This is a genomic window from Dactylosporangium sp. NBC_01737 (assembly GCF_035963215.1).
In the GTDB taxonomy this organism is placed as follows: domain Bacteria; phylum Actinomycetota; class Actinomycetes; order Mycobacteriales; family Micromonosporaceae; genus Dactylosporangium.
Genome location: NZ_CP109153.1, coordinates 2,324,407 through 2,342,257, shown reverse-complemented (window position 1 = coordinate 2,342,257; position 17,851 = coordinate 2,324,407). Strand labels below are relative to the sequence as shown.

The following is a 17,851-nucleotide window of genomic DNA, read 5'->3' as shown; positions in this document are numbered from 1 at the left end:
GAAAGTGCGGCCACCGCCTGCGGTGATCAACGCCGTGCAGACCGTCGGACGGTGACGGCGGCTGACTCCGCCAACACCGCGCCCACGATGCGGCCCTCACGAAGGCCCGACCTCAGCCAACTAACGTGAACAAGATCCGCCAATGCACTGGCAAAAGGTCGGAGATGGAGGCTCATCGCGGCTATAAGCGCGCACCTGAACCAAGCGGTCGTGAGTACGGTGCGCATCGATATCGAGGCAGGGCGTCGGTCGACGGCTACGGTTACCGGCAACGATCAGCGAAGTGCAACGCGGATGGCGTGATATGGCGACAGTTGAACACGAGGCACGGCTCAGCATCACGAACTGCTCCAGCGCGTTGCTGGAAGTTGCGCTGGAGCCGTGGGGCGAAGACTACTGGCTCAAGCCGGACGAGATGATCACCGTCATCGCCGCCGGGGCCGACGGACCGCTGGTCTGGCCCGGCAACACCACGACCCATGCACCGTTCGACGTCCAGTACTACCCGGACGCGATCGCTGTCTATTGCAACGGCGCGGGCGCCTGGGTCGCCGACAGCGACGGAAACCGCCTTGAATGTGGGCACCAACGGCCCGATCCCTCACCTCCGCCGCCGAAGCCTGGTCCTGCCGTACACCGGCTCACCGGTCCTGGCGGCAACCTGGACTCGCAGGACACGGCTATCGGCTGAGATACGCTGCCTGGCCCACCCCACCCAACCGGGCCGCCGGCCGCGCGCCTCAACGACGGTCTGCTGCACAAGTACGCCGCGGCGCCGAGCTGCTGCCACACAGCGTGACGATCTTCGTGTCGGCCGTTGCGCACGACCGGCGGCAAATGTGCGCGCAAGCTACGTCCAGGCGCTTCGGTGCACAGCACTGGCCAGTACTACCTGATCAACGCGCAACGTCGCTCGCTCCTAGACTGTGTCGCCATGCACGGGAACTTCGAGATACATCTGACCGCTCTGGCAAGCCAGCATCGCGAGGTCGCGACGATGGCGGCCCGGGACGGGTTGAAGTTCAGCGACATCGTCCTCGATCGCGGCTACCACCCAGGGCAGCCGATGATCACCTTCAGAGCCAATGGCACCTGGGAGGATGTCACCGAGGAGGCTCTCGAGGAGCGGATCCGGCTGCGAGATGCCGGCATCCACCTGGTACGGGTGAAGATCGAGGCCGACCCCGACAACCCCGGCGTCCCAGCCACCGACGCCGAAGCCATCGAAGAACCGGACGAGCGCTACTTCGAGCACCACCTCAAACTCCGGTTACCGGACGTTGCCCCGGATCGGCTCGCGTCCATCACCGCGCTGGTCGTACCGCACAATGCACGGCTGTCCCGCAATGCCCGCCGACGTGACACCGACGGTGAACAGCGGTTCGTGACCCAGCGCTGCCACCGGGTTGGCCGCACGACCGCCCTGTCGCAGCTTGCCGCCCTCCGGGAAGCGCTCACCGCCGCCGGCCACGACATCGTCGAGGTCGAGGAGGAGTACGTCGTCAGCGACACCGCGCTGCACCTGGACAGCGGCTGGCTCACCGACGGTACGGCCATGCAGATGCCGCCCGCGCGGCAGGATCCTTGGGTCAAAGGCGTCCAGCGCAACGACAAGGGCGAGGTGCCTGTCTTCGCCGATGCCGCGCAGGCCGCACGGTGGCATGAGGCTCGCCGCCAGGCGATGTATGCGCTGCTGCATCAGATCGCCACCTCGCGCTGGTCGGATCGGCTCGTGCTGTGCGGCAGCATCGCGCTGCGCGCCCAACTCGGCGACGCCACCCGTGAACCCGCCGACATCGACCTGGTCGCCCTGCTGCACACCTTGAAGCCCTGGGCCGGCGATGCGCAGGCACTGCAAGACGGCCTGGCTCAGCTCGGACCCGACCCGTCGCGGGTGGACGCCTGGCTGCAGTGGGGGTACGGCAACGCGCCCGGCATGCGGCTGCGCTACCCGGTCACCGTAGATGACGCCCCGGACGCCGCCGTCATGGTCGACGTCATCCTCGGCGACGAACTGCCGGTCGCCCCGGAACTTCTCGACGTCGCGCCCGGCGTCCTGATGCTCGCGACTCCGCCCGCTCTGGCGCTTGCCTCGAAGCTGTGCTGGCTGGAGTCCGACGCAAACCCCCAGGCCAAAGACCTCTACGACGCCGTCCTGCTCGCTGAGCACACCACCGTCGAACCGGCGATCGTCCGCGAGCTGCTGCGCCGGGAGATCGGCGACGATGCCGACGCATTCGGCCCCTACGCGGTCGAACGTTGGACCGTCGACTGGAACGATCTACGCCTTGCCCAGCCCCACATCGCCGGTGATCTCGACGCCTGGAAGCAACGACTGATCACCGCGCTCTGGCGCTCGTTCAGTGGAGATCTCCCCGCCATCAACGGCTGATCTGACCGCGCACACCGTACAACCGTTTCCATGCGGCAGCACACGCGCGGCGCCCTGCGAACGGCGGCAGGAACGCTCACCTGATGCACGAATATCGGCACGTCAAAAGACCGAGAGCGCTGTTCAATGGCGTGGCCAGCAACGACAGACGGCGCGCACGACCGGCGGCTACTTATTTAATTGGATCTACGACCTGTGCCCGGCCAGGCTGGGTCGAGGTGGCTGGTGGGTTGCTCTGTTCTGCGGCTGTCCACGGCATCACGGGTGTGACTCTCACATGGTGTGCGCCCGCCGGCTACCGCCCGGGGAGTGGCTCAAGAGGGGTATGTCCAGCTCAAAGTAGCGTTGCCCTCCCTGTCGAACGTTCATTCGTCTGCAGGGAGGATGCCAGCATATGAGCCGTGTAGTGATCGGCATGGATCCGCATAAGCGATCGGCGACGATCGAGGTCATCGACGAGCGGGAACGCGTGCTCGGACAGGGACGCTACGGCACCGACACCGACGGCTATCAGCGGATGCTCGCGGCCGGCCGCCGGTTCGCCGAACGGGTCTGGGCCGTCGAGGGGTGCGGTGGCATCGGCCGGCACATCGCGCAGCGCCTCATCGCCGACGGCGAGTCGGTCCTGGATGTGCCGGCGAAGCTGTCCGCCCGGGTGCGGGTGTTCGACACCGGCCAGGGCCGCAAGACCGATCCGGTCGACGCGCACAGCGTTGCGGTGGCGGGGCTGCGCAGCCCCGGCCTGCGGCAGGTGGTCGCGGAGGACGTCACGGTGGTGCTGCGGCTGCTGATCGATCGCCGCGACGAACTCGGCCGGGCCCGGACCGAGACGGTCAGCCGCATCCATCACCTGCTGCTGGAGCTGATTCCGGGCGGCGCCAAGAAGTTCCTGACCCGCGGCCAGGCCAGCTACCTGCTGCGCACCGCACCACCACCAGCCGGCATCGTCGCCCAGACCCGCCACGACCTGGCTCGTGAACTCATCGACGAGCTCACCACCATCGACGCGAAGATCCGCGCCGCGGACAAACACCTCCACCAGCTCCTGGCGGCCTACGGCAGCACGCTCACCGAGCTCTACGGCATCGGTTCATCCGCCGCCGCGCGCCTCATCGGCGACATCGGCGACATCCGCCGGTTCCGCACCGCCGCGCACTTCGCCTCATGGAACGGCACCGCACCACTCGAGGCGTCCTCCGGCGATCAACACCGCCATCGGCTCTCCCGCCTCGGCAACCGGCGTATCAATCGCGTGCTGCACATCATGGCCATCGTCCAGCTGCGCCGCGACACACCCGGCCGCGTCTACTACCGCCGGCGCCTCGCCGAAGGCAAGACCACCATGGAGGCGCTACGCGCCCTCAAACGACACCTGTCCGACGTGGTCTACAAACGCATGCTGCGCGACGCCGCAACGGCCGGGACGGGTCCGGGAGGACACTCGGGAGCGACTCTGCAATCCAGCGCGGGCGGCCCAACCCCGACAACCGCCTCTTCGGACAAGTCACAACCCGGACCCGCCACCCGCAAGCCTAGAACAGCCACGGCCCCACCCCTTGACTAGAGGGGAACCATGTGCGCGCAGGTGATCAAGCAGACCGGACCGCCCTTGTAGACTCTTGCCCACGCCCTGACCCCGGAGCTGCGTGACCGGCAACGCGGCCACCCAGTTCGTCAAGGTCATGCAGGTCGACTGGACCTCGACCGAAGCCATGCTCTGATCCGCCCTGGCCGGCTCAGGGCCAAGCCGACGACGAACATCGCCGTGACGACGGCGACGAAATCGACCGTCTGTCCGGAGCTCTCGGCGTCGTCGAGCTGGTAGATCAGCCCGGGGCTTCCGACGTCCCGGGTGCGCAGCGTCTCCCCGGCCTGCGCGCCCTTCGGCAGACCTCCGACCAACTCCTGACGGCTGCGGACGACGGCACCGTCATCGCTGATGAAATCGCCGTACCAGCCGCACCGCTGCTCCGGTGGCTTGAACCGGTCACACCCCTTGAACTCGGTGAGCGTGAAGGTTCCGGTCCGGCCACCACCATGCGGCGCCTGCTGCCATGACAGGACGAACGACGCCATCAGGACGAGCATGCCGATCACGCCGAACACCAGGAAACAGATTCCCACGAAGATCCGAAGGGCCGGGGGCTTATACCAGAGATTCATCGCACCTTCCCATCACCACGGTAGGAGTTAGCGGAGGAACTCCTTGGGGCTGGACACCTCCGTGACGGATTTGCCGTCGCCGTCCGCGACCCCAGCAGCGACTATCCGCGACTCGTCGCGCGGCGGCGCCTGAGCCGGGCCCGCCACGACCACGGTTGCAGCACGATGATGCCGAGCAGGAACGCGGCAGAAAACACGGCAAAGAGCCCTGCCGTCGATCGCCAACGATTCTTGTCGTTGACCTGGTAGACCGCGGTCAGGCTGCCGGCGTCGCGTGCCGGAAGCATGTCGCCCACCTCAGCACCCATGGGCAGTCCCCCGGCCAACTCCATGTGCCGGCGGACTTTCTTGCCGTCATCGCTGCGAAAATCCCCGAACCAGCCGCACCGCTGCCGCGGCGGCTGGTAACGATCACAACCTAGCGGTTCGGTAAGGGTGAACGTGCCAGTGACGCCACCGCCGTGCGCGGCCCGCCAGTCCGACACGAGCATGAAACCTGAGCCGCATGCGCCGATACCACCAATGATTGCCCACCCGATCGCTACGACCACCAGGCGGATACGCATATTCGGCGGCCCGCCAAGCCTGGCCCCGAGGCCCATCATGCCCTCCCGCCGGATTGCCGAAGGCCTGACCGAAGCGACGACATCCGGCGAGCACGGCTGCACGTGGCCGCCGTTGCCCGCCCCGCCCTCAAACAAGCCGTCTGCCGGTCAGCCTAGGTCAAAAGTCGAGTGCGCTGTCATCGGCATGATCGGATGCCCAGGCTCGGCGAGCCACTCACCGTCGGTAACGACCCCTGACCGCCCACCGAGCGCCCGCAGCGGCAGATGAGTGCGCGCTGACTGGCTCTACTCAACGAGCCGACGTACCTCAATGCGTGCCTCAAGTACCTCGGCGCCGCGGATAGTTCGTTTGCTAGCTTCATAGGTGATCCACATTGCCGCTAGGCTTACGCCCACAAGGCGATCCGGGCAGAGATCCGCCGCAGAGGCATCGCGGTCCGCACCGCCCGCAAAAGTGTCGAGTCCTCACATCGGCTGGTCCGGCACCGGTGGATCGTCGAGTCCTGCCTGCCCTGGTTCATGAACAACCGCCGCTTGGCCCTCCGCTACGAACGCAAAGCCGAGCATTTCCAAGCCTTCGCCGACTTCGCCGCCATTCTCGTCCGCCACCGCCGACTCACAAAGATCACCAAGCGAGACACCCCTTACGTAACACGCAGCACGTCTGCCGCGGAACCATCCGGCAGGCGAAACTTGCGGGCAGAACGTCAGCATTGCAGGACGTTCAGCCGGGCGAGCCGACCGGATCATCAAAAAGTTGGCCCGCTGCTATGGAAGACTGTGCATGTACTAGCCAATTCGTTCGGTCGTGCGACAGGTTCGACCGATGCATCGACAGGCCGTGCTCGGCGCTGCTTCAATTCCGTGCAGCGGTGCCGCGCGAGAACTCGTGGGGAGCAGTCGTTGAACAACCTCCAGCGGCGGTTGCGGGCATGGTCCCTGGTCTGTATGGCGTCAGCGCTGGTGATCCTGCCCGTCGTGATCGGTGACGGATACCTGTCGGGCGTGGCGCGGGGATCGTTGGTGGCGTCCATGGCGGTCCTCGTCGGGATTTACCTGACGCTGAGAATGGCGATAGGAAGCTCGTACCGAAACACGGAGGTCGGGCCGCCGGTGTTGCCTGGCCGGTATGAGCAGTTGGAGCAGATCTTGTTCGCCAAGAGTCTTGCGCGAAATCGCTATTCGCGCAGCTACATCTTCTACTTCACCAACTTTCTCCACGATCAGCGTTTCTATAGATCTGCGGAGGAACATGTGAGCCTGATCGACGACAGGGCACTGTCCGTCACGACAGTCCTAACGTTGGGCCTGCCGTCTCAGATGTTCACCATGGTGACCTCACCGCCGGACAACGTGGTTGTTCCGCTCATTCACCTGAGACGTGGGACGATGCTCGAAGACCTGATTATCAGGGATGCTGCCGGCGAGCGACTCGCAGTGGCGGAGTATGCGGAAATTCAGGGCATGCTGGCGTTCGCGATCGACATTCTCTATCGGCGCGCCGTCTTGGGAACAGGACCCGCAACACTGATGACGCTCGCTCCGCATTACGAGGGCGCCCTGGGACATCTCACCCTGCTGGCGTGTGGACAGGGCGTCCTCGACGACCAGGTGATTGACGACTGCATCAGGCGGGTGAATAACCTCCTCGGCTCGGTGCCCATCGCCGATCGTCCAAGGCTGGAGGCGCTGAAGTGGCTCTGTGCGTACCTGGGAAAGTTCTACGTAATCGGTGTCCGGCTTCCTTTAGAACTGTTGAGGACCGATACGGTCATCGAGTATAGCCGGACCGTTCCGGTGAAAAGCGCTGTCGTCGCGAAGGCCGAATGGGTCAGGAGCATGGTCGGACTGACAACGAATGTAACGGCTGTTCCCGTCTCTTGGCCGTTCGTCGTGCCGCACTACCGGTTCTCGCTGCAGGCGAGGGCGACCCAGTATGTGGCCCAACATTCACTGTTCGATCTCGTCTCAGGCGGATACGTCAAGCAGGATGATTACGACCCGCCCGGCCATCGCCCGCGCCCCCGTCCGTACATCAGGCTGAGAAAGAAGCGCACCCTGTCGAGCGCTCAGTTGCTCATTCGAAACCTTGACGTCTGGCCCGTCCGGAAGTTGGTGACGACCGTAACGGTCAAAGAAGTACCGCCGGGAGCCATGGTTCCGGCACTGATCGTCGCCCTTGCCTCGGCAGTTCTGATCGTGACATTCACCATAGCCCAGCCTGGTCTCAAAGATGGCGGGTCGGATACGAATTCCGACATTCCAGCCCTGCTGCTGGCGTTACCTGCGTTGGCGGCGTCCCTGTTCGGGCATTCGGCGGAGCGGCTAAGGGAGGCGTCGTTCGCAGCCTTTGCAAGCTTCGGCGTAGCGCTTGCGGCATCCGCCTCGGCGGCCCTGATCTACGTCCTCGATGCAAATCAGAAACGGAATGTGATCCCGAAGGATGCAACGATTTTCGGGGGAGCCGTCGACCTTCCGGGGACCACGCTGAGATGGATTGCCCTGTCGGTGATCGCTCTTACGACGTTCTTCGTGATTCTGGTCCGCGTCGTCACGTCGTATCGTGAATACCACGCCGTCGTGGCGACGCTCGACACCAACTAGGGAGATGGAATGTCGAGGGACGGGCACTCGTACTTCGCAGCATGGCGGCGCCTGGGTCAAGATTCCGCGACGCGGATGGCGCAGACAGGCGAACCCGGTGCGGAGGAGATGGTCGATCGGTTCGCCACAGGTCCCGACGATGACCTTGTGGCGACCGCGAACATCTGTGCCGCACTGTCGTTGGACATGCGTGTGGAGCGTGGCCGCGATCAGGTGGTCGAGCAACTCCCCATTGGGCGACTATGGGCAGCGATGCACGAGGATGATCGCACCTGAGGCGTTCAAATTCAGGCTCCGACCGCCCAAGAGGAGATATCAGCACAAGTAGCTTGTTAATTGCGGCCGAGGCGCGTTATCCGGTGGCAAGCGGAAGGGATCCGGCACGAAACGGCGAAAAGTGACTGCTTGGTAGTTGCCGATGCGGAGGGTCGCGGGTGACCCGTCACCAGCGAGCTCTAGCTGCTCCGTCATACGAGGCCCTGTATCCGCGCGGCCATACGGCCGAGAGAGCTTTCCGGTCAACGCCTGAGGCCATCCCCGGCGGGGACCGCTCGACCGGACTTGCCAAGATCGCCATCGCCAAGATCACGTGCTCGCTCATCGGCATGAGTGCGCGCCGGTGACCTATCAACACCAACTACATACGGTTGCTGCGGCGTGAGGTCGATTCGATCATGCTGGGGCCAAATATGACCGGGCGGGGCCGATCTCGTGGTTCGTCACGGCCACCGAGGCGCCATCGCCGCTGGGGTGAACTCGTCCGGCACGCCGAGCTGCAGCGACGGCGGGTCGGGGCGCCCGCGGATGCAGCAACGCCGCCAGCGGCACGTTCGCCCGGCCGTACACGGAAACCGATCGGTTCGCCGCTGTGACGAGCTCGGGCCCGGTGGCCACGCCAGGGATCAGCGCCTCCAGATGCGGGCGGTCGAACGGGACGACGTCTCGGACTGAGCCCATCGCCGCCGTGTGTGAGCGGGAGCTGGTCCGGCATCCACACCAGGTCCAGGCAGCTGGTGTGGATAGCGACACGCCCTACCGTTCCGGCACGGACATGATGGCAAGCGCGAACGCGCATGCGGTTGCATACTCATGCAGGGTGGAAGGAAACTCCGTCTCCAACAGATCGGCCGCCTGGCGCTGGTCCACCTCGTCGGGATCATCGAAGGTGGTTGCGGGGCTTTCGACGGCTGCCATCGCGGCGGTCAGACGCTGATGGTCGCCGGCGAGGCCGGCGTTCTCCACGGCGAGGCGACGGCGTTGCCGGCTGGCAACCGCCCGTTCCGGAATCTGCAGCAGCGGGACGTGGATCTGCGCCAGGACGAGGACGTCCGATGGCAGGGTTGGCAGCGACGTAGGCACCGCGGCGGGCTGTCCATCAGCGACCCGACTCGCGATCTCCACCGCGCAGACCGCGTAGCGGGCAGCCGCCTGGGCATACATGGCGGTCAGACGTTCCACGTGATCGCGGCAGGCGAAGTAATGCTGCTCGGCGACCCAGGTCAACATGTTGGGGCTCTGGTCCGTCAGCCGCCAGAACGCCTCTGCCGCATAGGCGAACTGGGACTGCGCGCCGAGCACGGCCAAGCCGGCATCATTGCACGCCTGGCCCAACATCCGCAGTAGTTCGACGACCGCGCCAGGAACCACGGCGCCGGCGTCCAGCGGAAACAGCGAGCGCGGGCCAGCGCGCTGTGGATCTTCACCTGGTGGCGACACGAAGACAGCCTAGACAACCGGATCGCGACCTGCCGTCGCGGCAGATGACCCGCAAGGACTGGTTCTCGATCTGCGAGAACTGTCGCCGATTTTTGAAATTTGACCCCTCTTGGGGAACCTGCGAATCCGCTGGGGGTCAGTCTTCAGGAAGCCGCGACAAGAACAGCAGCGCCGCGAGGTAATGACCCAAGTCCAATTGTGGTCCTTGCAATGGGTTCGAGGCGCGCGACTGCGCCGGTCACGGACACACCAACGTAAGGCGCGTTGACCTGCCGTGTTACCACGTGTGACGTGGTGTGACCACGTGTGATTCGGTGTGACCGGCCGGTCGGGGTCATCGTGACCGGTTGCGGTTTACCGTCACAGGCATCCATCGATGTCGGCCTACATGGAGTGCGATCACGATGCTTGTCGGACGACTGGAATCCCGCCGCCGTACCTCGCCGCCGGTCGTGCCGCACGGCCGTCGGCTCTGTCGACGGTCGGCGTATCGACGTCGCCGGCGTGTGGTGGCGGCGTTGCGGCGGGTCGGTGGCTGGTTGACGTTGCTGTGCGCGCTGTTCGGTCTGCCGGTAGCGCTGGTGACGACGCGGCAGGTGTGGCTGGACCTGGATGTCGGCGCTGCGGCCGCGGAGCCGATGACCGTGCCGGTGCTGGTGTTCGCCGTGGCCGCAACGGGGTGGCTGCTGTGGGCGTGGCTCGTCGTCGCTGTCGTCCTGGACGTCGCCGCGGTGCTCACGCATGGTGCCTGGGCCGTCCGGCTGCTGCCGGCACCGTTGCGGACCACCGTCACCACCCTCGCCGGGTCGCTGCTGATGGGGATCACTTCGGTGACCGCAGGCTCCTCCGCTGCCGGTGGGGCGCCGCCGTCCGGTACAGCGATGCACACGGTTGGTCCGCCGACCGAGGTCCTACCAGCCTCGGCGGCGGACGCGGCGACCGCGATACCGGACCTGGTCCGGGTGTCCGTGGACACGTCGATCGTCCCGGTGCGGCAGGTCACCGGCCCGGGCAGCGCTGCGCTCAGGACGCACAGGACACACGGCCAGCCGATGACTGTGACCGTGCGGCGGGGCGACACGTTGTGGAGCATCTCCGAGCGGTGTCTGGGTGATCCGCACCGGTGGCAGGAGATCTACCGGCTCAACGCCGGCCGCTACGACCGGGCCGGCCGCATGCACGGTGGTGACCACATCGAGCCGGCCTGGGTCCTGACGCTGCCGGACGACACCCCACCAGCCCCCACCACACACACCGATCCCGGGTCGGGAGCCGTGACGGCGCCCCCCGCGGCACAGACCCAGCCGAGCATCCCGGGACCACCTGCGGGGGTCGACGGACAGGCGCCGGACGACGGCGTCACCGACGAGCACCCCTCCAGTCCCGCGTCGGTCTCCGTCACACCGGTGCCCGCCGGCACCGGCGTAGACACCGGTGCCCGCACCGGCCAGACCGACCGGCAGGAGCCGGGGTTCCAGCTGTTCAGCGGCAGCTGGGTCGACGCCGGGCTCGCGGCGGCGATCATCGCGGCGGCGGCGCTGGTCTGGGCCCACCGCCGCCGACGCTACACACCGGCAACCCCGTCAGCGGTGGCTCGATCCCACGACACCGACATCGCTGCCATGCCCGCCGTCGTCCGGATGCTCCGACGACGCACCGATGCCAGCTCCCCTGGCAGGTCCGCCACAGTGGCGCCGGCCGCTGATCCGGCACCTGCCGACGCCCACGCTGGCAGCGGCACGGACGCAGACGACGGCAATGACCACCGCATCGCAGCGGAAGAGCCGCGCCTGTCCCCCGATGCCATCGTCGAACATCAGCTTGGCGGCGACCACGACGCCGGCCACGCTGACCGCGCCGAGGAGGACCGGAACTCGGCCGGAGCGGACCGGATCAGGCCCGGATCGGGGTGGCGTCGCCCCGCCGGACTGGGTCTGGTCGGAGGCGGCGCGGACGCCGCCGCCCGCGGGCTGCTGGTCACCGCCGTCGCCGACGGCGCCGACGACCCAGCGGCCCGAACGGTGGTGGTCATCCCGGCGTCGACCGCCGGGCGGTTGTTCGGGACCGGACCCACGCTCCCGGACATGCCCCGGATCGTGATCACCGACGGGCTGCCGGAGGCGCTGGACCGTATCGAGACCGGCGCGTTGCACCGCAGCCGGGTGCTGCAGCAGCATGCCGTGGACACCGTGGCCGAGGTACGCCGCGCCGATCCGCTCGAGGAACCCCTGCCGCCGATAGTCCTCCTTACCGACGCATCGGACGTGCACGGCGGGCGGGTCGCCGCCCTACTGCAGCAGGGGCGGCGACTCGACATACACGGTGTCCTGCTCGGCGCCTGGCCGCACGGTGACACCGCCACCGTCGCCGCGGACGGCACCACCAGCCCAGCCACCCCGAACAGCGCCAGTCCGACCGCAACCACGGCCGCGAGCAGCGCTCGTCACGCCGCCGATGTCGGACGGTTGACGGTACTGACCGTCACTGAGGCCGTTGACCTGCTCAACGTGCTCGCCGAGGCCCACACCGGGCAACCCCCGGCATCCTCCGGCGGGTCCACCCCGCCGGACGACACGAGCGATCCCGCCACCGGCACCACGCACGGCGGCATCGCACGACCCGGTCCCGACGTGGCCCCGGCCCCGGCGCCGCGCCCAGCCGCACCCGGCTCCGCTGGTGCCGCCGAGCAGCCGAGGCCGCCGGACGCACCGGAGCCGGATCCCGCTGTCGCCGTCGGCAGCGGAGCGGGAGCCGATGATGCGATCACCGAGGTGCCGACCGGGCCGGCCGGCCGCGTATCGGTGGAACTGCTCGGCGCACCGCGGGTCGTGAACGCCGAAGCCAGCCAGGACCCGCTACGGCCGAAGTCCCTCGAACTCCTGGCATACCTGGCGGTCCACGACACCCCAGTGCACTACGAGTCCATCCTCGACGACCTGCTGCCCGACGCCCCCGCCAACAAGGCCGTCCACCGCCTGCACACCTACGTCTCCAACCTGCGGCATGTCCTACGCCACGCCGGCGGCGCCGGCACCTACATCATCCGAACCGGACAGCGGTACCTGCTCAACCGCGACGCGTTCGACGTCGACCTGTGGCAGCTACGCGCAGCCATCCAGCAAGCGGAACTCGCCGACGACCCCGCCGAACGCATCGCCGCCCGGCAACACGCCGTGCAGACCTACCGCGGGCACCTCGCCGACGGGGTCGACTACGAATGGGTCGAACCGCACCGGGAGGCCGCCCGACGCCACGCCGTCGACGCGGCACTCGCCCTCGCCGACGCCCTCGCCGACGAACCCGACCGCGTCCTACGGATCCTCGACGCCGCGATCGGGCACAGCCCGTACACCGAAGTGCTGTACCAGGCCGCGATGCGCGCCAACGCCGCGCTCGGCCGCCCCGACACCGTCCGAGCACTGCGCCACACCCTGACCCGGCAACTCGCCGACCTCGACGCCGAACCGAGCGACGAGACCTCCGCCCTCGCCGACCGCCTCCTGACCGCCACACCGACCGCAACCCGCCGCAACCCGCGGCAGCAGCCCAGCCGACCGGACCAGCCGGACCAGCCGAACCAGCCGGACCAGCCGCAGCGGACCGGCACGCCGGCCATCCGCGCCGCCGACGACCGGACCGGACCTCGAGCCACCCAGACCACCGTTCCCGCACCAGGCGGACCGCTCCCGCCGCTCCCGCCGCTCCCGGTGCGCCCGGTGCGCGGCACCGACACGGACGCGGACGCGGCGGCATGAGCAGCCCGGCGAACACCCGACCCGTCAACGGCGTGCGGCAGCGACCCGGCACAGGCGCCCCTCGCGCTGGCGCAGTCGCCGCGCGGCACGCCAGCGTCCAGTCACCGTCGTCCGCCGACCGGCAGGACGTCGACACGCAGCTGCAGCAGGCGGTACGACAGGCGGCCGTGATGCGGCGCGGCTTCTACCTGGTGGTGCTCGTGGTCGCGCTCGCCGGGCAGGTGTCCGGCGCGGTGCAGTCACTGCACATCCCACTGGTGTGGGCGGTCCCCGCGGTCGCCGCGCTGGAACTCGGCGGTGTCGTGGTCCTCGCCAACGCCGACGTCCGGCGCCGGCTCGGCGAACACGCGATCGGGTCGCGGGTCCTGTCCGCGGTCGTCGCCGCCGGCGCTGTCGCGTTCAACTGGACCGCGCATCCGGAGCCGCTGCTCGGTGGGTTCTTCGCCGGGATGTCAGCGTTGGGGTACCTGGTCTGGCTGACCCACGCCGGGAACTCCCGCCGCGACCGGCTCCGCGCCCACGGCGTCCTACCCCCGACCACCCCCGCCTACGAACCGGTCGGGCACTGGATGCGTCACCCCTGGCTCACCCGCCGCGCCAGATCCATCGCGAAGGCCCACCCGGACCTGGGCCTGTACGCATCGCTGCACGCGGCCCGCGCCGAACTCGACGCCCAACGGCGCCGAAAAGCGATCGCCGCAGTCCTGCACCGCAAGATCCGCGCCGCTGTCGACCCGACCACCGCCGACATCGCCGTCGCCGTCTACGACCTCGACGTCATCGCCGAACGCCTCGCCGACAGCGCCGACTACGACGGCCTCACCGCCCTCATCGCCCATGACCTCACCCCAGCCCGGCTCACCCCACCGACACCCCACCACGCAGACCAGCACACCGCACCTGCCCGCACCACGACCGCGCCGCCACCAGCACCACAAGCCGGCCCCGCCACCGACAGCCCCGACCTGACCCCGGCCAGCGCGCAGGCAGCTGCCGCCGACACCATCGACAGCGGCGCACCGGCATCCGCCGAAGGCGAGCAACCACCCACGGCCGTCCAGGCACCGCCGGCGCCGCCGACGACACAGCGGACCGCGCCCGCGGTAGTTCACGGCAACCGGCAGGGGCACGACCGCCCACCCATCACCACCGGTCCAGCCGCCACAGCCGGGGTCCCGCCCGACGACACCGCGGCCGCCGCACCAGTGGCGGGGTCGTCCCACCCGATGACGGCCTCCGCAGTCCGGGCACAAGGGCAGGACGCGGTGCAACCCGAGCTGAGCACGGGCCTCTACGCCGCCGCGTCCGTCGAACGTCCGCGTCCCGGCTCCGAGCACCACACGTCTCGGGACACCCTCGTGAAACGCCACAACGAACAGGACGAGGACAGCGACGGCGACGGTGCCGGCCGGGACCGTGCCGGCGGGCACGGCGGTGGGGACGGCGGTGGGGACGGGGACACGGTGCCGCAGGACACCGCCGCCGCGGTCGCCTACTGGTACCAGCGGGAAGCCGACCCGCATCCCCGTGACATCGCGGCCCGGATCGGGCGCTCCGAACGCACCGTCCGCCGGTACTGGCCGCAGACCGACGACATCAACCCATGACCCGCACCGGGCCGTACGCCGCGCTCGGCGATGCCAGCGCCTTGCGCTCCCGCCAGGCGCTGCCCGGACACCTGCGGTGAGGACGCTTCCCGGACCAGTGCCGACCGGCGGGGCCGTCGGCCCGCCGGCACAGCGCGCCGTCGAGGACGGACCCGGCTGCTGGACGGGACACCGGCAGGCCGGCGCAGGCGTCCGTGGCGGCGCACGCTCACCGCTGCCCGTGTTGTGGGCGGGCGTCGCAGGGCCGGTGCGGCAACGACCTGCCCGACCGTGCGACACGAAGCTACGTTCGGGGCCATACCCGAATGGAGGGCAACCTCCGGTAGGGCGGTCCGGGACGTCCAGCTGTTTCCGTCACCCGCCTCTTGCCCCTGTGGCAACGCCGTGCGGCAGTTCCCCGGGCCGGGTCCTGGAGCGTGCTCTGGCCGCACCACGGTCACTCACACCAGAGACCACCAGCGTTCGCTGGGCGAGGCCGCCGTCGCTGGCCTCGCCCAGCCCCGCATCCTGCCCCAGCCCGCAGCACGCGCCGCCAGCCAAGCTCCGACCCGCCGATGATCACCGTCATGGCCTCGATCGTCGTCGTGCTGAGCGCCGTCACCGCCGCGCACCTCCCAGCCGTCGCGGACCGGCTGACGCGACCCGACGAGCCGCCCGCTGCCCGGCGCGGCATGCGCCGATGGGCCAGTGGCGCCGTCGGGGGTCTCGGCGCCGCAGCGCTGTGCCGGCACCTACCCGCGACGTCGGTCCCGGCGATGCTGACCACGGCCGCATGGCTCGTGCTCCTACAGGCCGGGCTGCTGCTCACGCTGACCGATCTGGCCGTACGGCGGCTGCCCACACCCGTCATCGCGGACGCCGCCGCGATCATCGCCGCCCTGCAGATGACGGCTGCCGTCGCCGCCGGCCAGCCGTGGACGCTCCTGGCCGGGCTCGCCGGCGCGGCCCTGTTCGGTGGCGGCTACCTCGCCGTCTCCGTGCTCACCCCCACCGGGGTCGGCATGGGCGACGTACGGCTCGCCGCGCTGATCGGTGGCCTCACCGCCGCCACCGGCTGGGACACCGCCCTTGCCGCCGCCACCCTGCCCTACCTGCTCGCCCTGCCGTTCACGATCAGCCAGTGATGGCAGGCCCGCCGCGACAGTAACCGCGACTATCACCTGCCCTTCGGGCCGTTCCTCGCCGCGGGCGCCATCGTCGCGGCGCTGCTCTCCACCTGACCCCGCACCCGCTGCAGCGGCGGCACCGTCCGAGCGGCACCCGCCACACACCGCCCCGCCGATCCCCTCCAGAGACCACAGCCGTCACGTCGATCTCAGCGCCAGGCGTCACCGAGGCTGACTCGGCATCGTGACAAATCCTGCAATAGCTCACCAGCCGCAGCGGTTCCGACATCCCACGCTCCAGTGATTCGGGCCGCGGGCCGCGTCATTGTCGGCCGCTACGACGCGCGTACGACGCACTGCGGATCTTCGCCTGCCCTGCCTGCCTGGCACCCCGATTAACACCAGCCTTGAGTGACTGTTGCGCGCCAGCTAAATGCCCTGAGCGCGCCAGTTATTTGTCCGGGCCGCGACAGGTAAATGTCCAGGAGCGATCACCGGAGGACTGCGTGACGGCGGTGGGTGGCGGGCCGCGTTCGCTGCGGGACGCAGCGGTGCGCCGGCTGGTGGAGCTGAGTGCGGCGGGGCCGCTGTCGCGGGAACAGGTAGCGCTGGCCGCGCAGGGCCTGGGTGTGTCGGACCGGACGGTGTGGCGGTTGGTGGCCCGTCCGTAGTTTCCAGACCAAAAACAACGCTAGAAGTGAGGGTTGATCAAGCTCTGCGCGGAGCCATAGCATGCCGTCCGTTCGGTGACGGTCGATGCTCAGGCGGGTGGGTTTGTGGCAACTCAGGACCTGTTCTCGGCGGAGGAACTGGCGCGGCTTCGGGGCTTCCCGGAGATCAACCAGGCGGAGTTGATCCGGTACTTCACGTTGACCGGTGTGGATGAGGCGTTCGTGCGTCAGTTCCGCACCGGTCGCAACGTGCTGGGTGTGGCAGTGCAGCTGTGCTCGCTACCGTGGCTCGGGTTTGTGCCCGACGAGGTGGCGTTGGCGCCGAACGCATACGGTCCGGCTGGCGGCCTGCCGGTGCTGGTGCGACTCGATCGGGGCAAGGACTTCCTGTCCAAGACCGTCGCCGCGCCGTGTGCGGTGTTCGCGGTTCGGGTGGTGGACCTGCCCGGGTATACGCCGCACCTGAAGGGCAACGGTCGAGACGCTCAATGCCACGGTGAAGAGCATGTACTTCACCGAGCTACCGCACTACATGGCGGCGCACCGCACGGCGCCTTGATGTCCGCTGTCAAAGCTCCACAGTCTCACCCGCGAGCGACCGGCGGGCCAACTGGACCGGGTGGCGCAGCCGGGGCGGCGGGTCGTGAGCGCGCCCGCGACAGCACCAACACCGCGATGAAGAACGTGACCACCTTGCCGATGGCCAGGGTGAGCGCGGTGGTCGGAAGCCAGTTCGGAATCAGCCTGACGAAGGCGAACCATCTGAACATGCCGGAGCCGCCAGGATCCGCGTAGAAGCTGGCGCCGGTGAACCACCCCGGTGTGCAGAAGGCGGTGCCCACCACGATCCCGAACAGCACCCAGGCGGTCACGGCCGCTGACTCGGTGCGCGAGTCCACGAAGTACTGCCACACGCCAAAGGCGATCATGAGCACGCTCACGATGATGGTGATGGCCACACCGAACATCATCGCCCCCGTGGGGGGACGCCCATAGGTGGGATCGAACTGCTCGTTGATCGATCCGATCACCGTAACGGCGACTACCGCCACAGCGATGCCCATGGCCGCACTCAGCAAGATGAGCACACTTGCCCAGACCTGGCAGGAGCGGCGCAGTGGCACCGAGGGGATCATCATGCCCCTACCGTCCATCGCCGTAGCCGGCGAGGGTCTGCGGATGGCCTCGCCGTCGGGGTCCCGCCGCGACCACAACGGTCGACCTCCCCGGCCGTATCCATATCGAGAGTTGTCATGCATGTCTGTCACCGT

Annotated in this window: 13 protein-coding genes and 2 pseudogenes; 10 read left to right on the top strand and 5 right to left on the bottom strand. The window is 68.4% G+C overall.

The features are described from left to right. Positions 1-283 precede the first annotated feature (283 nt). The 3 genes from OHA72_RS10230 (at position 284) to OHA72_RS10220 (ending at position 3,956) form a co-directional block, all read left to right on the top strand. On the top strand, positions 284-691 hold the full coding sequence (locus OHA72_RS10230) for a hypothetical protein (protein ID WP_327007598.1): 408 nt from the start codon (positions 284-286) through the stop codon (positions 689-691). 243 nt (positions 692-934) lie between these two features. Then, entirely contained in the window at positions 935-2,392 is a 1,458-nt protein-coding gene (locus OHA72_RS10225) for a nucleotidyl transferase AbiEii/AbiGii toxin family protein (protein ID WP_327007597.1), read from the top strand. A gap of 394 nt (positions 2,393-2,786) precedes the next feature. Then, entirely contained in the window at positions 2,787-3,956 is a 1,170-nt protein-coding gene (locus OHA72_RS10220; protein ID WP_327007596.1) for an IS110 family RNA-guided transposase, read from the top strand. Positions 3,957-4,072: 116 nt separating this feature from the next. Here OHA72_RS10220 and OHA72_RS10215 read toward each other — a convergent pair whose 3' ends face one another. The 3 genes from OHA72_RS10215 to OHA72_RS10205 all read right to left on the bottom strand — a co-directional run bounded on the left by OHA72_RS10215 (position 4,073) and on the right by OHA72_RS10205 (position 5,730). Then, positions 4,073-4,498 carry a hypothetical protein gene (locus OHA72_RS10215; protein ID WP_327007595.1) on the bottom strand — a complete coding sequence of 142 codons (426 nt, stop codon included), beginning with the start codon at positions 4,496-4,498 and terminating at the stop codon, positions 4,073-4,075. A 158-nt stretch (positions 4,499-4,656) separates the two neighbouring features. Beyond that, a complete protein-coding gene (locus OHA72_RS10210; protein WP_327007594.1) occupies positions 4,657-5,256 on the bottom strand; it encodes a hypothetical protein in 600 nt (199 codons plus the stop codon). A gap of 330 nt (positions 5,257-5,586) precedes the next feature. Then, on the bottom strand, positions 5,587-5,730 hold the full coding sequence (locus tag OHA72_RS10205) for a hypothetical protein (protein WP_327007593.1): 144 nt from the start codon (positions 5,728-5,730) through the stop codon (positions 5,587-5,589). Positions 5,731-6,024: 294 nt separating this feature from the next. Here OHA72_RS10205 and OHA72_RS10200 point away from each other — a divergent pair, with 294 nt between their 5' ends. Together OHA72_RS10200 and OHA72_RS10195 are read left to right on the top strand one after the other, a co-directional pair. After that, the gene (locus tag OHA72_RS10200; protein ID WP_327007592.1) at positions 6,025-7,725 is read left to right on the top strand and encodes a hypothetical protein; all 1,701 of its coding nucleotides are present in this window, start codon (positions 6,025-6,027) and stop codon (positions 7,723-7,725) included. 75 nt (positions 7,726-7,800) lie between these two features. After that, a complete protein-coding gene (locus tag OHA72_RS10195) occupies positions 7,801-8,001 on the top strand; it encodes a hypothetical protein (protein WP_327007591.1) in 201 nt (66 codons plus the stop codon). A gap of 756 nt (positions 8,002-8,757) precedes the next feature. Here OHA72_RS10195 and OHA72_RS10190 read toward each other — a convergent pair. After that, positions 8,758-9,441, bottom strand: coding sequence for a hypothetical protein (locus OHA72_RS10190; RefSeq protein WP_327007590.1), 684 nt, complete (start codon positions 9,439-9,441; stop codon positions 8,758-8,760). A 518-nt stretch (positions 9,442-9,959) separates the two neighbouring features. Between OHA72_RS10190 and OHA72_RS10185 the strand changes: the two genes are divergently transcribed. The 5 genes and pseudogenes from OHA72_RS10185 to OHA72_RS10165 form a co-directional block, all read left to right on the top strand. Beyond that, positions 9,960-13,196, top strand: coding sequence for an AfsR/SARP family transcriptional regulator (locus tag OHA72_RS10185; protein ID WP_327007589.1), 3,237 nt, complete (start codon positions 9,960-9,962; stop codon positions 13,194-13,196). Next, positions 13,193-14,803, top strand: coding sequence for a hypothetical protein (locus OHA72_RS10180; protein ID WP_327007588.1), 1,611 nt, complete (start codon positions 13,193-13,195; stop codon positions 14,801-14,803). Before OHA72_RS10185 ends, OHA72_RS10180 begins: the two co-directional genes overlap by 4 nt. A gap of 566 nt (positions 14,804-15,369) precedes the next feature. Continuing rightward, the gene (locus tag OHA72_RS10175; protein ID WP_327007587.1) at positions 15,370-15,927 is read left to right on the top strand and encodes a hypothetical protein; all 558 of its coding nucleotides are present in this window, start codon (positions 15,370-15,372) and stop codon (positions 15,925-15,927) included. 758 nt (positions 15,928-16,685) lie between these two features. Continuing rightward, a pseudogene (locus OHA72_RS10170) lies at positions 16,686-16,910 on the top strand (DUF4158 domain-containing protein); the annotation flags it as partial. Beyond that, positions 16,911-17,133, top strand: a pseudogene (locus tag OHA72_RS10165) (ISNCY family transposase); the annotation flags it as partial. It lies immediately after the preceding pseudogene. A gap of 31 nt (positions 17,134-17,164) precedes the next feature. On the opposite strand, the gene OHA72_RS10160 reads toward OHA72_RS10165, so the two are convergent. Further along, on the bottom strand, positions 17,165-17,719 hold the full coding sequence (locus OHA72_RS10160) for a hypothetical protein (protein ID WP_327007586.1): 555 nt from the start codon (positions 17,717-17,719) through the stop codon (positions 17,165-17,167). Positions 17,720-17,851 lie beyond the last annotated feature (132 nt).